The sequence below is a fragment of the Paenibacillus xylanexedens genome (assembly GCF_017874615.1).
In the GTDB taxonomy this organism is placed as follows: domain Bacteria; phylum Bacillota; class Bacilli; order Paenibacillales; family Paenibacillaceae; genus Paenibacillus; species Paenibacillus xylanexedens.
This window is the reverse complement of the sequence record NZ_JAGIKV010000025.1, coordinates 53647-75180: the sequence shown is the minus strand read 5'-3', so window position 1 is coordinate 75180 and position 21534 is coordinate 53647. Positions and strand designations below refer to the sequence as shown.

Genomic DNA, 21534 nt, shown 5'->3' with positions numbered 1-21534 from the left:
TCTGGCACTCATCGTTCAAGTCTACAACCTTAAAGGAAACCCATATAACTTTATTTTAATATTCGTATTTATCGCTTCATTAATAGCCACTCGTTCTTTTAACGGTACGAACAAAAACAGATAAAAATAAAAACAATAGGCCCTGGCAGGCTTTATACTATCTGAAACTAATCCAAAAAGGCCAGCCAGACGTTCCTGGTTGACCTCAAGTCCAAAATTCATGAAAAAATTCGCCTAATAAAATAACTTGGTGTGCAGCTCCAAGCATGGCAATAACTGTTGATCAAATTGCTGCCATAAGGAGAATACGTTTTGTCGTCCGGGTCGTAGAGCTCCCAGAAAGTGTCCGCTCCATCCTTTAACATGCCGCCCCAATACCTTCGGATCTGCTCCAGTGCCTTCTCCTCTTCCCCACACATAAGCAATGCATCAACATAATGATGAACCATGTACGGCGTGGTCATGCCAATAGCTTCTCCGTTACCCGTTAACCGATCTAGTAATTGCCGAGCGGCAGGAGCATCCATGATCTCAGCCAGAACCATCCACACTTGCGATACCCAGGATATCTGTCTTTTTTCACCACTGACGAAAAAGCCCTTTTCACCATCCCACAGATATGTGAGGGCTGTTTGCTCAGCTTCTTTGATGTGTGCGTTAATCCATTCCTCATACTCCGGCAGCCCTAGTTCTTTGGCAATCCTCTTTCCCCTTTTCATACTATAGATAAGAACTGCCTGAGCACCCGCCTGTTTATTTAATTCTTCATGCCAGTCCAGAAAACAATACCACGTATCGTCATCCCTTACGATGCCCCGCTCATCGAGCCGACTTAGCGCAATGTCAATCTGTTCTCGAACCACCGGCCAAAGTTCTTCCAGCGTTTCCCTGTCCTTGGTAGCTTCAAAATAGTCCCATAATGTCGCAATAAAGAACAACGCATAGTCATATAGGTAAATGTCGTCCACGTACGGTTCCGGTTGTTCGTACAAACACGCTCCTACCTGACCTCCCTCTAATCTCGTTCCGGCAAAGAGATACAGACAGCGCTTGACGAGATCATTACAGCCGAATGTTTCATAATTGACGAGGGCCTGAAGGCGAAGATCTCCGATCCATAAACGTCGATCGCGCTTCGGTCCATCTTCGAATACCATCTGCATGCAATCCCGGAGTGTCTTCACGGACACGCGATCTATTTCCAGCAACTCCGTGTCGATACCTTCAGGCAATTGAGGTACTGCCCCTATGTCCGCTGAAGTCACCGTCATGCAATATATATCGTTAATTCGTATATCGTAACGGATCGACGTTTCTACAACCTCGATTTTCAGATACCGAAAGGCATACCGACGGTCCAGTGTTAGCGTGCCAGGTAACACGTCCACATTCACGATCTCGTCCTGAAGCCATGAACGGCTAAGCCAACCCGAATATTCTGCAAAATCCTCACCGACCTCACAGGGCATTTCTCCAAAAGTGAGCTTCAACCTGAGAGGTGCATCTGCATTACTGCGCTCGTTAAGAAGCGACAAGGTCAGATAACCGACGAGATGCTCCCCGAAATCCAGCATAACACTGTCTCCCTTGCACAGCACTTGATCGGACAAGTGCTCCGCTGGGCCAAGCGACTCGATACGCCATCCCTGAAAAGCCGCCGCATCCGGAACTGCGCTCACGATATGTTCCGGATAGACCTTTTGCTGGCAAAGCTCCGACATCAGCCCTTGGGCCATCTCCAGCCAGGCTGTGTTTATCACTTTTTCATTCATTGCAGTGTCCTCCTTAACCTTTGACCGCTCCAACGGTCATACCACCGATAAAATATTTTTGCAGGAACAAGAACGCCAGCAGCAACGGTAGTGCGCACAGAAAGCACGCTGCAAACAGGACATTCCACTGCGTGGGATTTTGCTGATCGCCCAAAAATCCGAGCATGGCCAGTGGTAACGGTGAATCTCCTGCGCTGGAAATAAAGATCATATTGAAGAAATAATCGTTCCAGATCCAGACACCTTGTGTAATAATGACCGAAACCGTTACCGGAATGAGTAAGGGGAACACGACGGTCCAGAACCGTTGGAATAATCCCGCCCCGTCGATGTGCGCCGCTTCTTCTACCTCCTCAGGCACACCGCTTCTAATGAAACCCGTATACAGGAAAGTTGAAAACGGCAGACTGCACGTAATAAACATGAAAATAGGCGTATATTGATTCGTTGGGATATGCAGCGCATTGATCATTTGCACGATCGGTATCAATACCATTTGCGCAGGTACCACGAGTCCGGACAAAAAAAACAAATACATGAACTTACTTAGCTTTGTCTTCAAACGGGCCATCGGGTAGGACGCCATCGCCGCAAACAGGACAACGAACACGACCGATACACCGGTTAACACCACGCTGTTCCATAGCGCTTCCGGAAAGTGCATGCGGTCGAAGGCAGCCTTGTAACTTGCAAAGGACATCTCCCGGAACAGGATCAGCGGATTTGTGTTGTTGCTTGGATCTCGGAGTGATGTCGAAAAGGCAATAATTAACGGAATCAGGTTTAACGCCATCACCAACAACACAACGACCTGAACGGACCCTTTCCCCAAAACTTTACGAAGCATCATGCCGACACCTCCCGTTTGTTCATTTTCAGGACAAAAACAGCGGTAATGACGATAATCACGGCAAAGGAAATAACACCAAGAGCCGAAGCTTTACCAAAGAGTTGTTCGGTAAATGCCATCTTGTATATGGTATAAATCAGCGTGTTGGTAGCCGTGCCGGGACCGCCATTCGTCATGATAAACGGGAAGTCGAACGCTTTGAGTCCATTGATCAAACTTAACGTCACGTTGATTGTAATCGCTGTTGCCAGTAATGGAATCTTCACATGTCGTAGCAATCTCCATGAGCCGCAGCCATCAATCCGTCCGGCTTCCAAAAGGTCGCTTGGAACAGTCTGTAGTCCTGCAAGGAAGATAATCATTGTCGTTCCGATCGTCTTCCAGATCTCCACGAAGATAATAGAATACAGTGCGGTCGAGTAATCACCCAGGAAATTCAGTTCATTTGCGATACCCATTTTATCGAGAAAGGAAGAAATCAGCCCGTAATCCGGCATATAGACGTAGCTCCACAAAAAGCCGACGACAATCGCACTGAACAATGTGGGAATATACGCCAGGGAACGGTAAATCCCGGTTCCTCTTATTTTCATGTTTAACAGCAATGCCATTGCCAAACCGATGATATTGCCAGCTATGACGGTGACGAACGTATAGATCAGTGTATTTTTTAAAGAAATGCCCAGGATGTCGCTCTTGAACAATTCCTTATAGTTGTCGAAACCGATATAGTTATAGGCTTGGGCGTACCCGTTATAGTCCGTTATACTGTACTGGAACAACCGCAGGATCGGGAAGATCCAGAAGGTCAGGTAGAAGATCAATGCCGGCAAAGCAAACCAGTACATGGACTTTTTCATTACAGTAGAGCTCATCCTCCTCCATCCTTTCCAAGAGGGCCTGCGGCAAGGGAAGAAGGACAATCATTCTCCCCTTTACAGCAGACAGCATCGTTTTGTTCTAGTTTTTCCACAGCTCTCTGAACTTGGTTTCCATGGCGTTTGCCACATCTTCTGGTGTTGTTTTCTGTCCAGCAATAATCTCGGCAAACTTTGCCTGCATGACGTCCGATACTCCGGCTGGCCACATCTGGTTGCTGAAGTAGACGGAATTTCCAGTTTGTTGATAGTTGTCATTCACTTCCTTGAACAATTCATTCTCAAGTTCTACGTCCTTATACACGCTGATGGAACTGTTGGCTTCCACAAATGCTTTGAACAGATCGGATTCACCATCGAACAGGTAGTTCAGTACTTCTTTGGCTGCATCCAGGTTTGCCGATTTGGCGTTCAAAGCGTATCCAGCAGATGTTGCAGCAGACACAAACACCGGCTGTTCCGGCTCGTTACCTGGCAATGAGGCAAATCCGCGAGTAAATTCGGCAGCGCCTTTGGATGTCATGGAGGCATAATCCCATGTTCCCGTAAAGGTCATGGCTGCTTTCCCGTCGATAAACAACTGCGCAGATTGGGCACTGCCAATGCCAAGCGAGTTTTTAACGACGTAGTTGTTATCATAAAGCTCTTTGTATTTCGATATGGTTTGAATCCACTTTGGATCCGTCAGCGATTTTTCGCCGTTCTGGAGTTTTACATCAAAATCCATCTCATTTGGATAGACAACATTGGCCGAAATCGGGTACATACCGAATTGGATCATCCAAGGGTCCTTATCCCCCATCGCAATTGGAGTTACGCCCGCAGCCTGCAACTTTTGGCACAACTCCAAGAACGAAGGCCAATCCTTCGGAAACTCGGAATATCCGGCCTGCTGTAACAACTCCTTGTTGTAATAAACGCCCAGGAAGTCTAGTCCTTTGGCCACTCCATAAGGTTTTCCCTCATAGGACATATCTGCCTTCGCACCTTGGCTGATGTTGTCCCAGAACTTCATATCGGATAGATCGGCAGCAAATCCTGCCTTTGCGAAATCATTGACGCCGCCAGCTGCATTCTTTGGAAAAATCAAGAACATATCCGGCCCCTGTCCAGCCGCAAGCTTGGTACGTACGGATGTATTGTACTGATCATCAGGCAATTTCTGCACTTCAAGGGTAATGTTCGGAAACTTCTCTTTTACCAGACGCGGCAAGGTTTCCAACTCGAAATCCTCTCCATCAGACGCCTTGTTTCCCGATAGCATCATCGTCAATGTAATCGGCTTTCCTGATTCATCTGAACTCCCGTTGCTAGTATCCGTACCGCTCCCCTCCTGACTACCGGAGCTGCATGCGCTCAGAAACATCATGAGGAGTACCAAATTAAAAGGCAACAAACGTTTTCTATTTTTCATCTTGTCATTCCCCCGATTCATGTTTATTCTTGCTTTGTGCACATTCTCATCATACTGTTGGCAAAAGTGCATTTGCTTTGGCTCGTATGGTGCACTATTTTTAGAATTGACAAATGGCGGGAGGAGCACGTATGATTCTGTTCAACATCAAAACTAAACTTTTTCTGGTCCTCGTCCTCGTATCGATCGTGCCAATTATCGTTGTTTCTGTCAGTTCCTATCGCAGTTACACGAAGCTGGTGAATGAGCAGACCTCCCTCGTGACGTCGACAACTATAGGCAATTCGGTCAAGAGCATGGAGGAAATTTTGCAGAACATCGACCGGATCTCCGTCACACTCCTTCAGCAGTCTTCCAATGCAACCGCTTACAGCACTGTGAGTGATGAACTAATCAAGTTGAACGGTACCAACGATCAATATGAAATCTTCATGATCCGCAGCAAATTGAAATTGATCTTTGAAAACATTCTGCTTGGTTACAATTACATCAATGGTTTGTACCTTTTCACACCTGATGGCAAATGGATAAGTTATGGCAGTAGCGGCACTGACCTACGCCTCGATTATGTCGCACTTCGCGATGAGTGGTATCTGGATACGATCCAGCGTAAAGGCGATTTGTATATTGGTGAAGTTGGCGTCAAACCTTACATCATTAACGCCAAGGAATCCATTGGCTTCTCCAGAGCTCTCTACGATCCCAACAATAACGAGTTCCTAGGCGTGTTTATGCTGGATTGCAGTATGAACATTTTTGACGGTCTAAAACGTAATCCGGCACCAAGCTTGTCCAATCTATATCTAGCGAACGACGCTGGCGAGATCTTGTACTCCAGCGACGGAAGTAGAGTTCGCACTCCTCTCTCCGATACTCTGGCTGCGGCAACGCATCAAGTCGGCAACAGTTCACAGTACAAATCCATCCAAGATAACACGATGACAGTAATCCAGAAGGTTCCCGGCCGCAATTGGAACGTGATTGCCAACATCTCTATGGATCGGCTGTATGAGGAGTACAACATCTCGCAAAAGTTGCTGTTATACGTGGCCATAAGTTGTGCCGTCATTTTCCTTCTACTTTCCTTTTTCTTGTCCAATCTGATCACCAAACCCATCATCGAATTGACCAAACTGATGCGCAAAACCAAATCTCATCGTTTTGTGACCATCAAGCCTCAAGTAACGAGGCAAGTCGACGAGATTGGAATCCTTTACCATGAGTTCAACAAAATGATGAAAGATATCGATACGCATATCCGAGAGAGTTACCAGAATAAAATCCTCATGCTGGACTCCCAGATGAAGGCATTGGAAGCACAGATCAACTCCCATTTCCTCTACAATACGCTGGAGTCGATTAATAGCATTGCCGAGATCGAAGAAGTTGAGAGTATTGTGGTGATGACAAAGTCACTCGGGGACATGTTCCGCTACAGCATCAAAACGGACAGCGAGCTGGTCGCGGTCAGCGAAGAAATTCAGCATGTAGAAAACTACATGGCCATCCAGCAGATTCGGTATGGTGACAAGTTCACGTTCAACCTGAATTTGGACCCGGAAATTCGGAGTCGTCGCATGCTGAAACTTCTGTTGCAACCACTCGTGGAAAATGCCATCTATCACGGGTTGGAGAACAAACCTGGGAAGGGTTCCGTTACCATTACCGGTTTGTTGCAGGGGGACAGCATCGTGTTCGAGATCTGGGACGATGGCGTGGGCATGTCCTCAACGCAAGCGGAAGAACTTCGACAATTGCTCCAGCAGCCACCTGAATTCGTCGCCATGGGTCAAAGGCATAAACAAAGCATCGGCATCAAAAACGTGCATTCACGAATTACTTTGTATTACGGAGAGGGTTACGGCCTTTCGTTTCATACCGATTTGAATACAGGAACTCGAATTACACTCGAAATTCCGGCCAATTGGGAAAAGAGGTGACCAAAGAGATGTACACGTATATCGTTGTGGACGATGAACCCTTGATCCGCAAAGGTTTGTTGAAAAAAATCGGGACTTTTGAGCACTCGCTTGAACTCCTAGGCGAAGCAGATAACGGCGCAGATGCCTTGGCTTTGATTGAGTCGTTCAAGCCGGACATTATCTTTACGGACATGCGCATGCCTGAGGTTGACGGCAAGCTGCTGATCAGGACAGTATGCCAGCAATATCCGCGCATCAAGTTAATTGTCATTAGCGGACATACCGATTTTGATTATATGCAGGAGGCAATCTCTGCGAAAGTTGTAAATTACCTGCTGAAGCCTTTTAGCCGGGAAGAGATCCACGGTACGCTCCACCAAGCCATCCAAGCCATCGAACAGGAGCGCTCTCTTCAGCGGGAAGTCGTTCTAAGAGAAGTAGAAACGGAGCAGATGAAAAGGGATGCAGACATGCAAGCCTTCCTGAATTATGTACTGGCTCCCCATTCATCCATCAAAACACCTGTGTTCCGCTCTGCGGAATTTGCCGCCATCATGGCATCTGACCAGTTCATTTTATTGACGATTTATGGTCCTCAACCGCTTACAGCACAGCAACTACCTACCTTTTCGAATGGCCTGTACATTCCTCATCCACAAACGGATCAGGTACTGTTTTTCCTAATGCATGATCTGGATTACTCAGGCCAGCTTGATTTGCAGAAAATGGCGGAACAAACTGCGAGTATCATTTTGACCAAATCCGAAACTACGGATTGTTGTGTGGGGATCAGCTTGCCTCATACAGGTATTGGTGGGGTCCGAGAAGCTCATCATCAAACGATCCTTGCGTTGGACGAACGAGCCATTACCGATTTTGGCAAATGTTACATATTTTCACGGGAGCAAATTCCTTTACATCAACTGAAGTGGGCTCGAACGTATGAACTGTTATTTTTTATAGAGAGCGGGAATGTGCCGAAGGTGGAAGAGCTCATCACCGATTTCTTTGCTTTCTACATACGCCAGCCTGACGCTTTGCTTGCCCACCTGAAAGAGCAGTGCAGAGACATTATCAACGAAACCAAACGGCTGCTGAGTAACTATATCCAGAACGGAGGTAACAGTAGCGCCTCTTCCAGCTTGGAGGCCGTCCTGAACGTCTCGTTTGATATGGAGTGCATTAGGCATTACATGGTAAAGGTGCTGACGGGAACAGCTTTTTTGCTTAAGGAAGACAACCTCTACGCATCAGATCAAGTGATCGACAACGTCAGGACATATATCGATAATCACTATACCAAGGATTTAACGCTGGAATGGGTATCGTCCCTGTTCTACCTGAACCCGAGTTACCTCAGTCATTTATTTAAAGAAAAGACATCCGAGAACTTCACTGATTACGTAAACCGACTACGGATTAGACAAGCCAAGCAGCTCTTAACGAGCACAGACGATAAAATCTACCGGGTTGCCAAACAGTTAGGTTACGACAATCCAAAATATTTTTTTCGGGTGTTTAAAAAATTGACCGGTTGGACTCCAGAGGAATACCGAAAGCAACACAAATCCTTCACCGCAAACAACAAGGAACCAGGCCATGCATGATGGCCCAGTTCCTTGTTTTCGTTGTTGTGGTTCTTAGCGATCATTCGGCAGGTACTAGCCTTCTTCCATCAGCCCATATTCCTTGAAGCTCGCAAGTACTAAGATGGTCGATTTAACCAACATAACATACTCAATGAAAACTTTGTTTTTGCGGTAACACAAGCAAGGTCATGGGTCATTTCGATAACTACAACGAATATTCAACCAAGTAATTACCACAAGGCTTGTCCCTGGTTATTCAATCAAAAGAGCGTTCCATAAGTCATCTTCCTGACTTATAGAACGCCCCACCCACTAAAATTACTTCATAAACATTCGATGTAATTTGGTTTTGTAAAATATATCAATTTACACAATAACGGAGAGGACAGAAATAACCTAAAGAAGCGAAGCGTGCGCCTTTATCCCCGTATTTCACCCTTTAGAAAAGGGATTCAAAAAAATCCGGGGATAACAGCGCTCGGAAGGTTATTCTGTCATCGCAGTGCCCCCGTGTAAACAACGCTCTTTACCCAACCCAACATGACATCGAATCCCTACCTAAACATCCCCCACAGCTTAATCAAATGAAACGTATTGTTCGGATCAATCTTCTGCGCGAGCACAAAAGCAACAAACTGCTCCTCCTGCGCCGGAGAGAAATTCTCATTCATAATGACTGCCGAAGACTTGACCAACCTTCTGACCTTGGCCTTATCTTGCAGATCAGACTTGGTCACACCATCAATCAACTTTTTGATACGCTCTTTGACAGCGGGATTTTTCATCTTTAATTTGATCCGCTCCACCAGCTGCGGACTAATTCCATATTGTTGATAACCCAAAACGTATAGCACCTCCCAAAAGAATGAACTCACTTCTTATTCATATGTCGGGAGGGCTTGTACACTTGTCTTTTTTTACAAAGGTAATACGAAAAACCAGCTATTATGGCAAACATTAGTCAATCAGATCACCCTTGAATACTTGCTGTTCCTGCAGGAAATCACGCAGAGGTGCATAGTCCATAGAGGTCCAGAAGGTCGCATCCTCAATTAAGTGGGTCACGTCATCTCTGGCCTGTTCCAGCACAGCAAAATCGGCAACCATATCGGCAAGACGGAACTCGGGTAGTCCGCTCTGTTTGGTACCAAAGAAATCACCCGGACCCCGGAGATCCAGGTCACGCCGGGATACCTCGAATCCATCCTCCGTTTCCGTCATGACCTTCATACGTTCTTGTCCAACCTCAGTCTTCGGATCAGCAATGAGTACACAATAGGAAGCATGCGCACCACGACCGACCCGACCACGAAGCTGATGCAGCTGGGAAAGACCGAAGCGGTCCGCGTCCATAATGACCATTAACGTGGCATTCGGCACATCGACCCCAACCTCCACAACGGTGGTAGAGACGAGCAGCTGAATATCATTACTGTAAAAGTCACGCATCATCTCTTCTTTCTCCGCAGCCGTCATCCGTCCATGCAGCAGACCTACACGATATTTTGGAAAGTTCTGCTGCATCTGCACATGCAGATCAATGGCATTTTGCACATCCAGTTTCTCCGACTCTTCAATAAGCGGACAGATCAGATAGGCCTGACGGCCCTGATCCACTTCTCTGGAGATAAACCCGAGCACCCGCTCCATCATATCGTGTTTGACCCAATACGTGGAGATTGGAATCCGTCCTTTCGGACGCTCTGAGATCGTGGATACCTCAATATCCCCAAAAGCCGTAATCGCAAGTGTCCGTGGAATTGGCGTAGCCGTCATCGTTAACACATCCGGATTATATCCTTTGCGTCGTAAAACGCTGCGCTGATTCACCCCGAAGCGATGCTGCTCGTCCGTCACCACAAGACCCAGATCACGGAAGAAAACATCTTCCTGAATCAGGGCGTGTGTACCCACCACGATATCAATCATGCCCATTTGCAATGAGGCGATCAGATCTTTACGTTTGCGTCCATTTACACTGCCCGTTAACAGCCCTACGGTTACCCCAAACGGTTCAAACAGCTTTTGCAGTGAGCGCATATGCTGTTCCGCCAGAATCTCCGTAGGCACCATCAGAGCCCCTTGGAACCCAGATCGAACAGTCGTGTATAGCGCAATTGCCGCAATAACCGTTTTACCCGATCCGACATCACCCTGCAATAACCGATTCATTGCATAGGGCGAACGCATATCATGCAGAATTTCAAGCTCCACCTTTTTCTGAGCATCTGTCAGTTCAAACGGTAGGCTGCGTACAAACTCACGAATCGTTGTATTGTCCGTGGTATGTACCACGCCATCCATGCGATTCCGGTTCAACGCACGATAAGCCTGCATTTTCAACTGGAACAGAAACAGCTCTTCATACACCATCCGCTGTCTGGCCTGCTGACCTTCCCGGTTGTCCTGTGGACGATGGATTCCCGCAATCGCTTGTTTACGAGGCATCAAACTGTATTTCTTCATCAAGGACTGAGGCAGAATCTCAGGAATCATATCTCCGAATTGAATTAATCCTTGATTGATCGTTTTCCGCATCCATTGTTGCGTCAGCTTGCCGGTTACCGAATATACAGGTTGCAGTGTGCCTGAACGCCCATCGCCTTTATCGGGGAACTCCGAGTCAGTCACTGTCATCTGCATGCGTTTTTGTTCCCATTTTCCCGTAATCACAATCTCCCGATTGGGGGTAAGTTGTTCTTTGAGGAAATGGCGATTGAACCAGGTGGCTGTAATCATCCACTCTTCCGTCATGATCTTACAGGTAAGACGGGACTTTTTACCGTATCGTTGTAATACAGGAATACCCATCACCTGTCCCTGGACCGTAATCTTGTCCCCATCCTTCACTTCACTAAGTGAACGCAGACGATAATCCTCGTAACGGAACGGATAATATTCAAGCAGGTCTTTAACAGTAGAGATGCCAAAGGCGTGAAGCTCTCCCTCTTTGAGAGCACTCACGCCGTTAATTTGCTTAACTGATATTTCTTCCAATTTCATGTCTAATCCCTCATTCCGGAACAGGCCACATAAAGATCGCAATGACACCAGGTCCAACATGGCTGCCTACAACGGCTCCAATATTGGTATAGACCACTTCGTTTAGTGTAAAATGACCCCGCAGCTGCTCTGCACAAGCGATCGCTGATCCCGGGTCAGCGGTATGACCTACCGCCAGGTTCACCCGTTTATCTGCAAGATCCTTCTGGAACAGCTCAATAATGCGTGCCATTGCTTTTTTATGACCTCTGACTTTCTCAACTGCGTAGATAACGCCTTCTTCATCAATAGACAGGATCGGCTTAATGTTAAGCAACGTTCCCAAGATGGCTGAAGCTTTGCCAATCCGACCGCCCTTTTGCAGATACTCCAAAGTATCTACAAGAAAGAACAACTTGCGAGATTGTTGCATCCCTTCAATAACAGCAGCGATTTCGACTGCTGACTTGCCCTGTTCGGCAAGTTCAGCAGCCTGTACCACCATTAGACCGTATCCATAAGATGCTGACTTCGAATCCAGCACGGTGATGTCACCCTCACGCTCCAGCAAAGACTTGCCGAGCATGGCCGATTGATAGGTACCACTCATGCCGGATGACAGGTGGATCGATACAATCGGGCGTTCCGGGTTCTCATCAAGAAGTGATTGGTACACATTCATGAAATCGGTTGGAGATGGCTGTGAAGTTGTAGGCAACACAGATACCTTCTTCAGCTTTTCGTAGAACTGTTCCGAAGTCAGATCAACGCCATCTGCATAGGTCTCTTCACCGAACAGAAGGCGCAGCGGAACAATGTGAATCCCGTATTTGCGAATGAGTTCTTCGGGAATATCCGCCGTACTGTCTGTTACAATCGCAACCTTGTGGCTCATGACTCTCCTCCTCTTCGCTAGAGTGCTATAAGTACATGTTCAAAAAGTCAACCAGAGACTTTTTGAACAACCTTTATTAGGACTCTACGGAGAACAAATAATAATACACTGGCTGTCCTCCAAGATGTACCTCTACCTCGGCATCAGGATACTGTTCTTCAAGCCATGCAGCGAGGGCAGCAGTAACCTCAGGGTCAGCTTCGTCCCCTTCAAGGATCGTCACCACTTCATCTCCACTCTCCATCATCTGTTTGAGCAGACCTTCACATGCTTGAAGCATGGTTTCATCCGTCGCTACAATTTTGGAGTTATGAATACCGATATAGTGCCCCGCCTTGATATCCAGTTCATCATATTGCGTATCACGAACTGCATGAGTCACTTGACCCGACTGCACCCGGCTAATGGCCTCCAGCATCTGGTCACGGTTTGTTTCCGCAGACTCATCTTCCTGGAAAGCAAAGGCAGCAGCCATCCCCTGTGGAATGGTCTTGCTTGGAATAACCGTAATTCGGCGCTCATCTTCAAGCAATTCACGAGCCTGCTCCGCAGCCAGTACAATATTCGAGTTATTCGGGAGTATAAATACCTGCTCCGCAGCAATGGAGCGAACGGCTTTTACAAAATCCTCAGTACTCGGATTCATCGTCTGTCCACCGGACAGAACAACATCAACGCCAAGACTTTGGAAAATCTCTGCAATACCGTCACCGGAGGATACCGCAATAAAACCATACGGTGCCATCTCATCTGCAGGAAGCACAGCCTTTTCCATACTGCGCGCTGCCTCAGGTGGAATCTCTGCAAACAATTCAGGTGATGGAGCAATGTCCATACCTGCTGTCAGGAGATCCCGATGCTGTTCACGCATATTGAGAATATGAATCTGTGTAATCTCACCATAATGCAGCGCCAGGTTTAATACATCGCCTGGCGTCTTGGAATGGACATGAACTTTGATGACTTCATCATCGGCAATGATAATGATCGAATCTCCATTAACTGACAACGCTTTCCGGAATGCTTCATCATCAAATGCCACTCCTGCGTTCTCTCCAAGCTCACGATTAATGAAGAATTCCATATCGTACAGGAATTCAATATCTTCCGTTTCCAGTCTCGCCTGAGCAGACAATGGCATCTCCGGTGCAATCACCTGCTGCTGTGCAGGCTTCTTGATATCCACTTCTGTCGGTGCAGCCGGTTTCAAAGCAGATGCTGCCACGGATGGGGTTACTTCTTTGTTCAGCGAAGTACGACTCCCTCCGTCACTTTGCAGCAATACTTCCATAAAGCCCTCGTAGATATATACAAGCCCCTGACCACCTGAATCCACAACACCAACCTGTTTCAGTACAGGCAGTAATTCCGGAGTCATTGCCAGTGCTTCTTTTGCTTTTAACAAAACTTCATTCATTAATTCAGTAATATCATTCGTCCGTCTTGCATAGTAGTTGGCATGTTTCGCCGCTTCCTTGGCTACGGTAAGAATGGTCCCTTCAACGGGCTTTACGACTGCTTTGTAAGCTGCGTCAACACCGTTCTGCAGGGCTGCTGCAAATTGGAGCGTATTCAGTTCCTCATAGGGAGCAGCTGAACGACTAAAACCACGGAACAATTGCGACAGAATAACTCCTGAATTCCCCCGTGCACCCATAAGCAGGCCTTTCGATAGAATACCGGCAGCTTCGCCGATGGAGGCAGAACTTTTTCTTTTAATCTCTGCGACTCCTGCACTCATTGTCAAATTCATGTTCGTTCCCGTGTCACCATCCGGCACAGGGAAAACATTCAGGGAATTGACGTGCTCTGCATGCTGTCCAAGTTGTTCCGCTCCGGCAAGTACCATTGCGGTGAAATCTGTTCCATTTAAAGAACGTATACTCAAGTGAGAATTCCCCTTCCTAGCTTGATACACGAACACCTTGCACCAAGATGTGTCTGGTCTGTTCATGCGCTAACGCGGACTGCGTTATTCTTCGTCCATACCTTGTCCGGCACAGGCATACAATACAACATGTCAGCCGGATTAACGGTCTGGGCGGCCGGGCTACCAATATCCTGCACTCTCTGCACCCCTAACTTCGGGGCATACGGATATGCACCGGTATCAAGAGCCGGCATGAATGCCGCATGGAGACTGGTGCCAATGATGGAATGCCGCAGCTCACAGCGTTGCCAAAAAGCAGACCACCGACCTCTAAGTACGGTTTATTCTCCGACTTCCTCGCGGCAACAGCCTGTTCACCACTGTATTATGGACTACTCAACATTGTACTATATTAGACAGGAGAAATAAATAAAGTTTTTGGATCAGTTGACGAAGCTTTTTTAATTATGATATTATATTCAAGTATTGTTTTATGCAGGTTAAGTAATGGAAATGATCCGGTTCATGCCAGCTTAAACAACGCCATTAGCTACTGAAACCTGATCTTTATGATCAGGAAGAACAATTTAGTCCTTATGGAATGACTTTTCGTTTCTGAAGGCAACTGGTTATTTTAGGATAGGAGGTGTAATCTATGTCTCGCAAATGTTATGTGACAGGTAAGAAACCGGGCACCGGTAACCACGTATCCCACGCTAACAACCGTAACCGTCGTACTTGGGGCGTAAACGTTCAGAAGGTCCGCATTCTCGTTGACGGCAAACCAAAACGTGTATACGTAAGCACCCGTGCACTGAAAGCCGGTAAAGTGACTCGCGTATAATCACGCAAAGCTACTATAAATCGGGTAAGCAAAAAGCACCTTGTTCCTTGCAGGTGCTTTTTTGGTATTCAAAAAAAGGATTCTTGAATACGCTCATTAACATGTGAATGGCCGCCGCATGGCGCTTCGCAGGTACGAATTCCAGATAAGCCTGAGCCAAAGCGGCGGTATTCCCTGTTACCTTATCAATCGGATCAGTGCTTTTGAAACGTATTAAGAATCGCCTTTACAAACCCTCCCAAAAACTTCGGCAGTTTGAATGTGTAAAATTTCATAATTCACCCTCCCCATCATGCTCATGCGTCCGCCGTATCCTATGCTTCAGGCCTTCTTTACCTCAAACACGACAAAAAAGGCTACATGAGAAACCTGCTCATGTAACCATATTTATGCGGAACCTTCGATCCCTATTCCACAATGACAAGCCCGAAGATCAGGTCATTTACGTTTGGGCAGGAATATATTGATAGGCAGCGATCATGAAAACACTCAGTAAATAATACAGTATGCCGAAAATGACAAAAGTAACCCGATGTCCGGTACGATCAAATTTGCGGAAATACATAATAACAACGCCTACCCCGATTAATGACGTAATAGCATTAAACGGGGATTGAATAACCGCAAACAAAGCAAGCACAAGTCCCGTCACGAGACTCGCAGCCATCGTCCACAGTGTCTCCTTGAGGGTCATAGATCAGCCTCCGTAGCTACGGCGAATTTCAGTAATCGCGGCAGCACGATCCTCACGTCCAAATACGGCACTCCCAGCAACGAGCACATCTGCTCCAGCTTCCACCACAAGAGGGGCTGTATCGGCAGCAATTCCGCCATCTACTTCGATATGTACATCATGGCGTCCCTTTTCGTTCAACCAAGTACGAATCTGCTTGATTTTGTTCATGGTACCCGAGATGAAAGCCTGTCCGCCAAATCCAGGATTGACCGTCATAACAAGAACCATGTCCACATCATCCAGAACTTCGAGAATGGCAGACGCTGGCGTTCCTGGATTAAGGGCAACTCCTGCCTTCACTCCTTGCTCCTTAATTAGATGAATAACGCGGTGCAAATGCACACAAGCCTCAGCATGAACGGTAATTACCGCTGCACCTGCTTTGGCAAATTCCTCAACATAACGCTCCGGATTCTCAATCATCAAATGCACATCGAGCGGCAGGCTTGTATGTGGAGCGATTGCCTTCACAATCGCAGGTCCAAGCGTAATATTAGGGACGAAATGACCGTCCATAACGTCAACATGAATCCAGTCTCCTCCTGCAGCTTGGGCTTCTGCAACTTCCGCACCAAGGCGGGCAAAATCAGCTGATAATATCGATGGGGCAATTTTAATCATGTTAATACCTCCGCTTCTTATCTTTCATTTCGTTCAGGAACAGCACATAGTGCTGATATCGGCTTTGGGAGATCAGACCTTCCTCCTTGGCCGCAAGCACACGACAGCCTGGTTCATGTGTATGGGTACAACCTCGGAATTTGCACTGATCTGCAAACTGGGCGAATTCGCGGAAACAAGTGGAGAGTTCCTCCACACCGATCTCCAGAAAGTCCAGTTGGCTGAATCCTGGCGTATCTGCAACAAATCCACCATTATCCAACGGAATAAGCTCCACGTGCCTGGTGGTGTGTTTCCCTCGTCCTAGACGCATGCTGATCGCATTTGTCTCCAGCGTCAGGCCCGGCATCAATGCATTTAACATCGAAGACTTGCCTACACCGGATTGTCCGGAGAATACGCTGATCTTACCAGCCAGTCGGTCTCTGAGCAATTCACTGCCTTCACCGGTACGTGAACTTGTGGAGATCACTTCATAACCAACCTGCTCATACAATGCTTTCACTTCAGCAACAGTGTCTTTGGCTGGATCAGCCAAATCCAGTTTGGTCAACACAATGAGTGCATCCAGCCCCGCTTGCTCGATATGAACAAGGAACTTGTCCAACAGGTTCAGGTTCATATCCGGTTCCTTCACAGAAAACACGAGAACAGCCAGACTTACATTGGCTACAGGAGGACGGATAAGTTCCGTCTCACGCTTCCGAATTTCATCAACCGTTCCTTCTCCGTTCTCAGTCAACATGTAGCTGACGCGGTCACCTACAAGCGGTGATGTTCCCCGCTTTCTGAAGATACCTCTGGCTCGACATTGAACGGCGGAACCTTCAACCGAAGGAACCCCGTTGTCTTCCACTGGCATGACATAATAGTAACCGCTTAGCGCTTTAACGATGATACCTTCTGGCATAGCTCCGACGCCCTCCTTTAGATGGTGGTACATTTACTCCAGACGCCAGCATAAGCCGCCCTTATGGACGGCTTGATGCGTTAATGACTTCCTTTTTCTTCTCTTTTTCCTTGCCGTGCCCCTTACCATTATTCATGGCAGAAGTGTCCTCATCTACGTTGTCACCCTCACCGTCTGCCGGTGTGGACTCAGGTTCACCTTCCTGATTGGGATCAACACTTCCACTTCCCTCATCAACACTACCTTCACCTGGATCAGGCTCATTTTCTGGCGGTGTCTCAGTGCTTTGTTCCGGGTCAATGGAAGGTACGTTTACTGTTCCGTTTTTGGCTTCACTGTAGGAGACAAGATACGTATCCAGGAATTGTCCATCACGATATACGGACACAGCCCCATTTTCATTTGGAGCGAGCACAAGCGGAATGGTCAACATTTGGGTTGAATTTACAGTGCGAGTTCCCCATTCCTGATTCTTGCCACGTGCGTCTTCATATGTGATACGGATTTTACTGTTTTTGCCCTCTTCTTTGGGTGATACATTGATATCAAAAGGATATTGCAGCGCTTCAGGCGGATACCCTGTGCTGATAAAGATCGTAATTTTATCGCCAGGACTCACATCTGCGCCCGCTTCCACAGGCCATTGCTGCGTCACTTTGCCCTTTTCTACCGTATAACTTTGTTCTTCCTGCACCTGAGCAAGCACAAGTCCAGCAGATTTCAGTTTTTCTTCAGCTTCACTGCGGGTATGATTTTTCAGATCAGGCATTTTGACCGTTTCAGTGCCTTTGCTTACGGTTAACTCAATCTGAACTGTCACAGGATCGAATTCCTCATTCACACCCGGTGTCTGGGAAATAACAATACCTGAGGCCACATCATTGGAGAAGTCATCTTTCCGCTGAATCTGATCTTCCTTAATGCCAAGCGCAGTCAACTTCTTGACAGCCTCATCATAAGTTACTTGTTTGACATCAATCATCTTCACCAGTTCTTTTTCTGCACCAACACTGATCTGCACTTCGGAGCCTTCTTTGACAACATCGCCTTCTTTTCTGCTCTGTTCATAGACGATACCGGGTTCGACACCTTCCTGGTACAGACGGATGACCTCATCACTGACGACGAGTCCTTTCTCCTCAAGCATTTCCCGAGCTTTTTCTTCTGTCTGGGTGATCACGTTAGGCACGGTTACTTCAGGTACAACCAGCATACCCTTGACATACCATACAACGCCCACCATGGCGATTAGAATAAGAACGGTTAATGAGATGAGTAGTGCTGGCTTCTTCCAGCTCTTGGCTTTTGCCTTACCCTTGCCAGTTTCTTCGTTAGACTCCATCACTGGCACCGCACCCGTCGATGTAACTCCACGCGGTTCAGGCTTGATCGCTGGCATTACGCGAGTCTGGTCTATATCATCCTCATCCGGAAAATCAATCTTCGTTTCATTACGTCTCTCTGGCATCAGGCAAGTTTCCAGATCGGTCTGCATTTCTTTAGCCGACTGATAACGTTCCTGCGGATTTTTACGCATGGATTTTAAAATGACATTTTCCACACTTTGCGGAATCAATGGATTGAATTTGCGTGGTTCATCGAACTCTTCCTGCAAATGCTTCAATGCCACACTGATTGGACTTTCACCCAGAAACGGAAGTTGCCCGGTAAGCATTTGGTAAAGTACGATCCCAAGAGAATATAAGTCCGATTTTTCACCAGTAACGATGCCTTTGGCATGCTCCGGTGAGAAGTAATGTACAGAACCAACTACGGAACCGGTCTGCGTAATCGTTGTAGATGTAACCGCACGGGCAATCCCGAAATCCGTTACTTTCACGCGGCCATTCCGGCCAATTAATATATTGTGGGGTTTGATATCCCGATGAATGATTTGATTATGATGTGCATGATCAAGAGCATCTGCAATCTGGGAAGCGATTCGCACCGATTCGTCCACCTGCAGAGGGGCACGTTCTTTGATAATTTCATTCAGGTTTTTGCCTTCCACGTACTCCATGACAATATAATGAACGTCATCTTCCTGCCCCACGTCATAAATGCTAACTACATTCGGATGAGACAGCGATGCTGCCGACTGTGCTTCCCTGCGGAAACGGCGAATAAACTCTTCGTCATGCACAAACTGTTGTCTAAGGACTTTGATCGCTACATTCCGGTTCAACAGAAGATCCTGGGCTTTGTACACAAGAGCCATGCCGCCACCGCCGACACGCTCAATCACTTCATAGCGTCCGCCTAGCTGGTGCCCAATCATGACTCACACCCCGTTTCCGTATCCACGGAACCTTCCCTCTGCAACTCGAACAAAGCAAGCGTGATGTTGTCGTCTCCCCCAGCAAGTAAAGCCAACTGAAGCAGTCGGTCTGCACGATCTTCCAATGCCAGTTCCAGATTGCCGGCAACCTGAATAATCTGCTCATTGCTGACCAGGTTACTGAGACCATCACTGCACAGGAGAAGAACTTCGCCTTCCTCCAGCTTGACGGTATCCAGATCTACCTTCACCTCGGCATCTGTTCCAAGCGCACGAGTTAGTACGTTGCGACGTGGATGATGGGACACATCCTCTTTGCTAATCTGACCATTTTTGAACAATTCATTCACCAGTGTATGGTCCTCGGTTAGCTGGATCACAGCTTTGTTCGCAATTTTGTAGGCTCTGCTATCACCGATGTGTCCAATAACACCTTCCGTATCGTTCAATAAAGCCGCAACCACCGTTGTTCCCATGTTGTGATACTTGTCATCTGTTGATGCCGTGCGGAAGATAACTTCGTTGGCATGCAAAATAGCATCGCTGAGAGCCGCAGACAGAGACGCATGTGACAGACCTGGTTCCAGTGTTCCCAGATCTTTCACCAACGTCTCTACTGCCAAGCGGCTTGCCGTATCCCCTGCAAGATGTCCACCCATGCCATCGGCAACAATACCCAGAATATATCCTGTATCGAGATTACGAATCCAGGCTGAATCTTCATTCACCGAACGCACTCGTCCGATATGGCTCACATGAACTGTTTTGATCAAAACGTTCTCACCTCAACTCCATATGCTTTGCACGAAGCTGACCGCAAGCGGCAGCAATATCATGTCCCTGTTCACGACGAATGGTTACATTAACACCCTGTTCCGAGAGAATCTTCTGAAAATTGAAAATGTCGCTTCTCGATGTTCTTACGTATTTGCGTTCAGGTACATGGTTAACCGGGATCAGATTCACGTGGCACAACATGTTCTTAAGCACACTTGCCAGTTCTGCTGCATGCTCTGGCTGATCGTTTACCCCACCAATAAGTGCATACTCGAACGTAATTCTCCGACCTGTTTTGGCCAGATAATAACGAAGGGACTCCATCACATCTTCAAAAGGAAAACGACGGTTAACCGGCATCAATTTCGAACGCAGTGCATCATTTGGTGCATGAATCGAAATGGCGAGGTTAATCTGTGTATCTTCATCTGCAAACTTGTAGATGTTCGGAACGATTCCACTCGTGGATACTGTGATGTGACGCTGACCGATGTTCAGCCCTTTTTCATGAATCATAATGCGCAGGAAAGTCATCGTAGCTTCATAGTTTTCGAAAGGTTCACCCGAACCCATGATTACAATGCTGCTGACACGCTCGTTGCGTTCATCCAAAATTTTCTGAGCCTGCACAACCTGGGCAACAATCTCACCAGCCGTAAGGTTACGCTTGAGTCCACCCAATGTGGATGCACAGAACGTACAACCAATACGACAACCAACCTGTGTGGTTACACAGATGCTGTTCCCGTAGTTATGCTTCATGATTACTGTCTCAATGGCATGATCATCATGAAGACCAAAGAGGAATTTAACCGTTCCATCTTTGGATTCAAACTTGGTGATTTCCTTAAGCGTTACAAATTCAAATTGCTCTGTCAGCTTTTCACGCAATGGCTTGGACAGATTGGTCATTTCACTGAAATCATTCACGCGTTTTACATAAATCCAGTCAAAGATTTGGCCACCGCGAAACGCCGGCTCCCCATTCTCCACAGCCCATTGCTGCAGTTGTTCCAGAGAATAATCATATATAAAAGGTTTCATTTTGTTGTCAACACCTATTCCTTCTTTTCTTTTCGTTGGCTTCCTTCTTTTCGTTCCATTCGTCCTATTCTATCACAAAGACCACGTTACATCCATGTATACCCTTGATATCTGTACTTCATGCATTATAACATCTCAATGCCGCCATCGCA

Annotated in this window: 18 protein-coding genes; 3 read left to right on the top strand and 15 right to left on the bottom strand. The window is 47.0% G+C overall.

The window, feature by feature from the left end:
* Positions 1-218: 218 nt before the first annotated feature.
* From J2Z28_RS25730 to J2Z28_RS25715, 4 genes are all read right to left on the bottom strand, one after another.
* A complete protein-coding gene (locus J2Z28_RS25730; RefSeq protein WP_211084880.1) occupies positions 219-1772 on the bottom strand; it encodes an alpha-L-rhamnosidase-related protein in 1554 nt (517 codons plus the stop codon).
* A 13-nt stretch (positions 1773-1785) separates the two neighbouring features.
* The gene (locus J2Z28_RS25725; RefSeq protein ID WP_076328020.1) at positions 1786-2622 is read right to left on the bottom strand and encodes a carbohydrate ABC transporter permease; all 837 of its coding nucleotides are present in this window, start codon (positions 2620-2622) and stop codon (positions 1786-1788) included.
* A complete protein-coding gene (locus J2Z28_RS25720; RefSeq protein ID WP_211084879.1) occupies positions 2619-3497 on the bottom strand; it encodes a carbohydrate ABC transporter permease in 879 nt (292 codons plus the stop codon). Before J2Z28_RS25720 ends, J2Z28_RS25725 begins: the two co-directional genes overlap by 4 nt.
* Before the next feature lie 85 nt (positions 3498-3582).
* Complete coding sequence (locus J2Z28_RS25715) at positions 3583-4914, bottom strand: ABC transporter substrate-binding protein (protein WP_211084874.1); 1332 nt, start codon at positions 4912-4914, stop codon at positions 3583-3585.
* Positions 4915-5045: 131 nt separating this feature from the next.
* On the opposite strand from J2Z28_RS25715, the gene J2Z28_RS25710 reads away from it, so the two are divergent.
* Both J2Z28_RS25710 and J2Z28_RS25705 read left to right on the top strand, forming a co-directional pair.
* A complete protein-coding gene (locus tag J2Z28_RS25710) occupies positions 5046-6854 on the top strand; it encodes a sensor histidine kinase (protein WP_211084872.1) in 1809 nt (602 codons plus the stop codon).
* 8 nt (positions 6855-6862) lie between these two features.
* Complete coding sequence (locus J2Z28_RS25705) at positions 6863-8443, top strand: response regulator transcription factor (RefSeq protein WP_211084865.1); 1581 nt, start codon at positions 6863-6865, stop codon at positions 8441-8443.
* A 536-nt stretch (positions 8444-8979) separates the two neighbouring features.
* On the opposite strand, the gene J2Z28_RS25700 is transcribed toward J2Z28_RS25705, so the two are convergent.
* From J2Z28_RS25700 to J2Z28_RS25685, 4 genes are all read right to left on the bottom strand, one after another.
* The gene (locus tag J2Z28_RS25700; protein ID WP_036614589.1) at positions 8980-9267 is read right to left on the bottom strand and encodes a stage VI sporulation protein F; all 288 of its coding nucleotides are present in this window, start codon (positions 9265-9267) and stop codon (positions 8980-8982) included.
* 115 nt (positions 9268-9382) lie between these two features.
* The gene (gene recG, locus J2Z28_RS25695; RefSeq protein WP_211084863.1) at positions 9383-11428 is read right to left on the bottom strand and encodes an ATP-dependent DNA helicase RecG; all 2046 of its coding nucleotides are present in this window, start codon (positions 11426-11428) and stop codon (positions 9383-9385) included.
* A 10-nt stretch (positions 11429-11438) separates the two neighbouring features.
* Positions 11439-12302 carry a DegV family protein gene (locus J2Z28_RS25690; protein ID WP_211084861.1) on the bottom strand — a complete coding sequence of 288 codons (864 nt, stop codon included), beginning with the start codon at positions 12300-12302 and terminating at the stop codon, positions 11439-11441.
* A 76-nt stretch (positions 12303-12378) separates the two neighbouring features.
* The gene (locus J2Z28_RS25685; protein ID WP_211084853.1) at positions 12379-14190 is read right to left on the bottom strand and encodes a DAK2 domain-containing protein; all 1812 of its coding nucleotides are present in this window, start codon (positions 14188-14190) and stop codon (positions 12379-12381) included.
* A gap of 637 nt (positions 14191-14827) precedes the next feature.
* On the opposite strand from J2Z28_RS25685, the gene rpmB reads away from it, so the two are divergent.
* Positions 14828-15016: a 50S ribosomal protein L28 gene (gene rpmB / locus J2Z28_RS25680; protein WP_017687459.1), complete on the top strand. Its 189-nt coding sequence runs from the start codon at positions 14828-14830 to the stop codon at positions 15014-15016.
* Positions 15017-15210: 194 nt separating this feature from the next.
* Here the strand turns inward: rpmB and spoVM are convergent, their stop codons facing one another.
* From spoVM to rlmN, 7 genes are all read right to left on the bottom strand, one after another.
* Positions 15211-15291: a stage V sporulation protein SpoVM gene (gene spoVM, locus J2Z28_RS25675; RefSeq protein WP_017687458.1), complete on the bottom strand. Its 81-nt coding sequence runs from the start codon at positions 15289-15291 to the stop codon at positions 15211-15213.
* Between the two features lie 167 nt (positions 15292-15458).
* Positions 15459-15710 (bottom strand): hypothetical protein, encoded by a 252-nt coding sequence (locus J2Z28_RS25670; protein ID WP_047843680.1) that lies wholly within the window; start codon positions 15708-15710, stop codon positions 15459-15461.
* A 3-nt stretch (positions 15711-15713) separates the two neighbouring features.
* A complete protein-coding gene (gene rpe / locus J2Z28_RS25665; RefSeq protein ID WP_017687456.1) occupies positions 15714-16373 on the bottom strand; it encodes a ribulose-phosphate 3-epimerase in 660 nt (219 codons plus the stop codon).
* 1 nt (position 16374) lies between these two features.
* Entirely contained in the window at positions 16375-17283 is a 909-nt protein-coding gene (gene rsgA, locus J2Z28_RS25660) for a ribosome small subunit-dependent GTPase A (RefSeq protein WP_211084851.1), read from the bottom strand.
* Between the two features lie 61 nt (positions 17284-17344).
* Positions 17345-19561: a Stk1 family PASTA domain-containing Ser/Thr kinase gene (gene pknB / locus J2Z28_RS25655; protein WP_211084849.1), complete on the bottom strand. Its 2217-nt coding sequence runs from the start codon at positions 19559-19561 to the stop codon at positions 17345-17347.
* Complete coding sequence (locus J2Z28_RS25650; RefSeq protein WP_017687453.1) at positions 19558-20334, bottom strand: Stp1/IreP family PP2C-type Ser/Thr phosphatase; 777 nt, start codon at positions 20332-20334, stop codon at positions 19558-19560. Before J2Z28_RS25650 ends, pknB begins: the two co-directional genes overlap by 4 nt.
* A gap of 7 nt (positions 20335-20341) precedes the next feature.
* A complete protein-coding gene (gene rlmN, locus J2Z28_RS25645; RefSeq protein ID WP_017687452.1) occupies positions 20342-21382 on the bottom strand; it encodes a dual-specificity RNA methyltransferase RlmN in 1041 nt (346 codons plus the stop codon).
* Between the last annotated feature and the right edge of the window lie 152 nt (positions 21383-21534).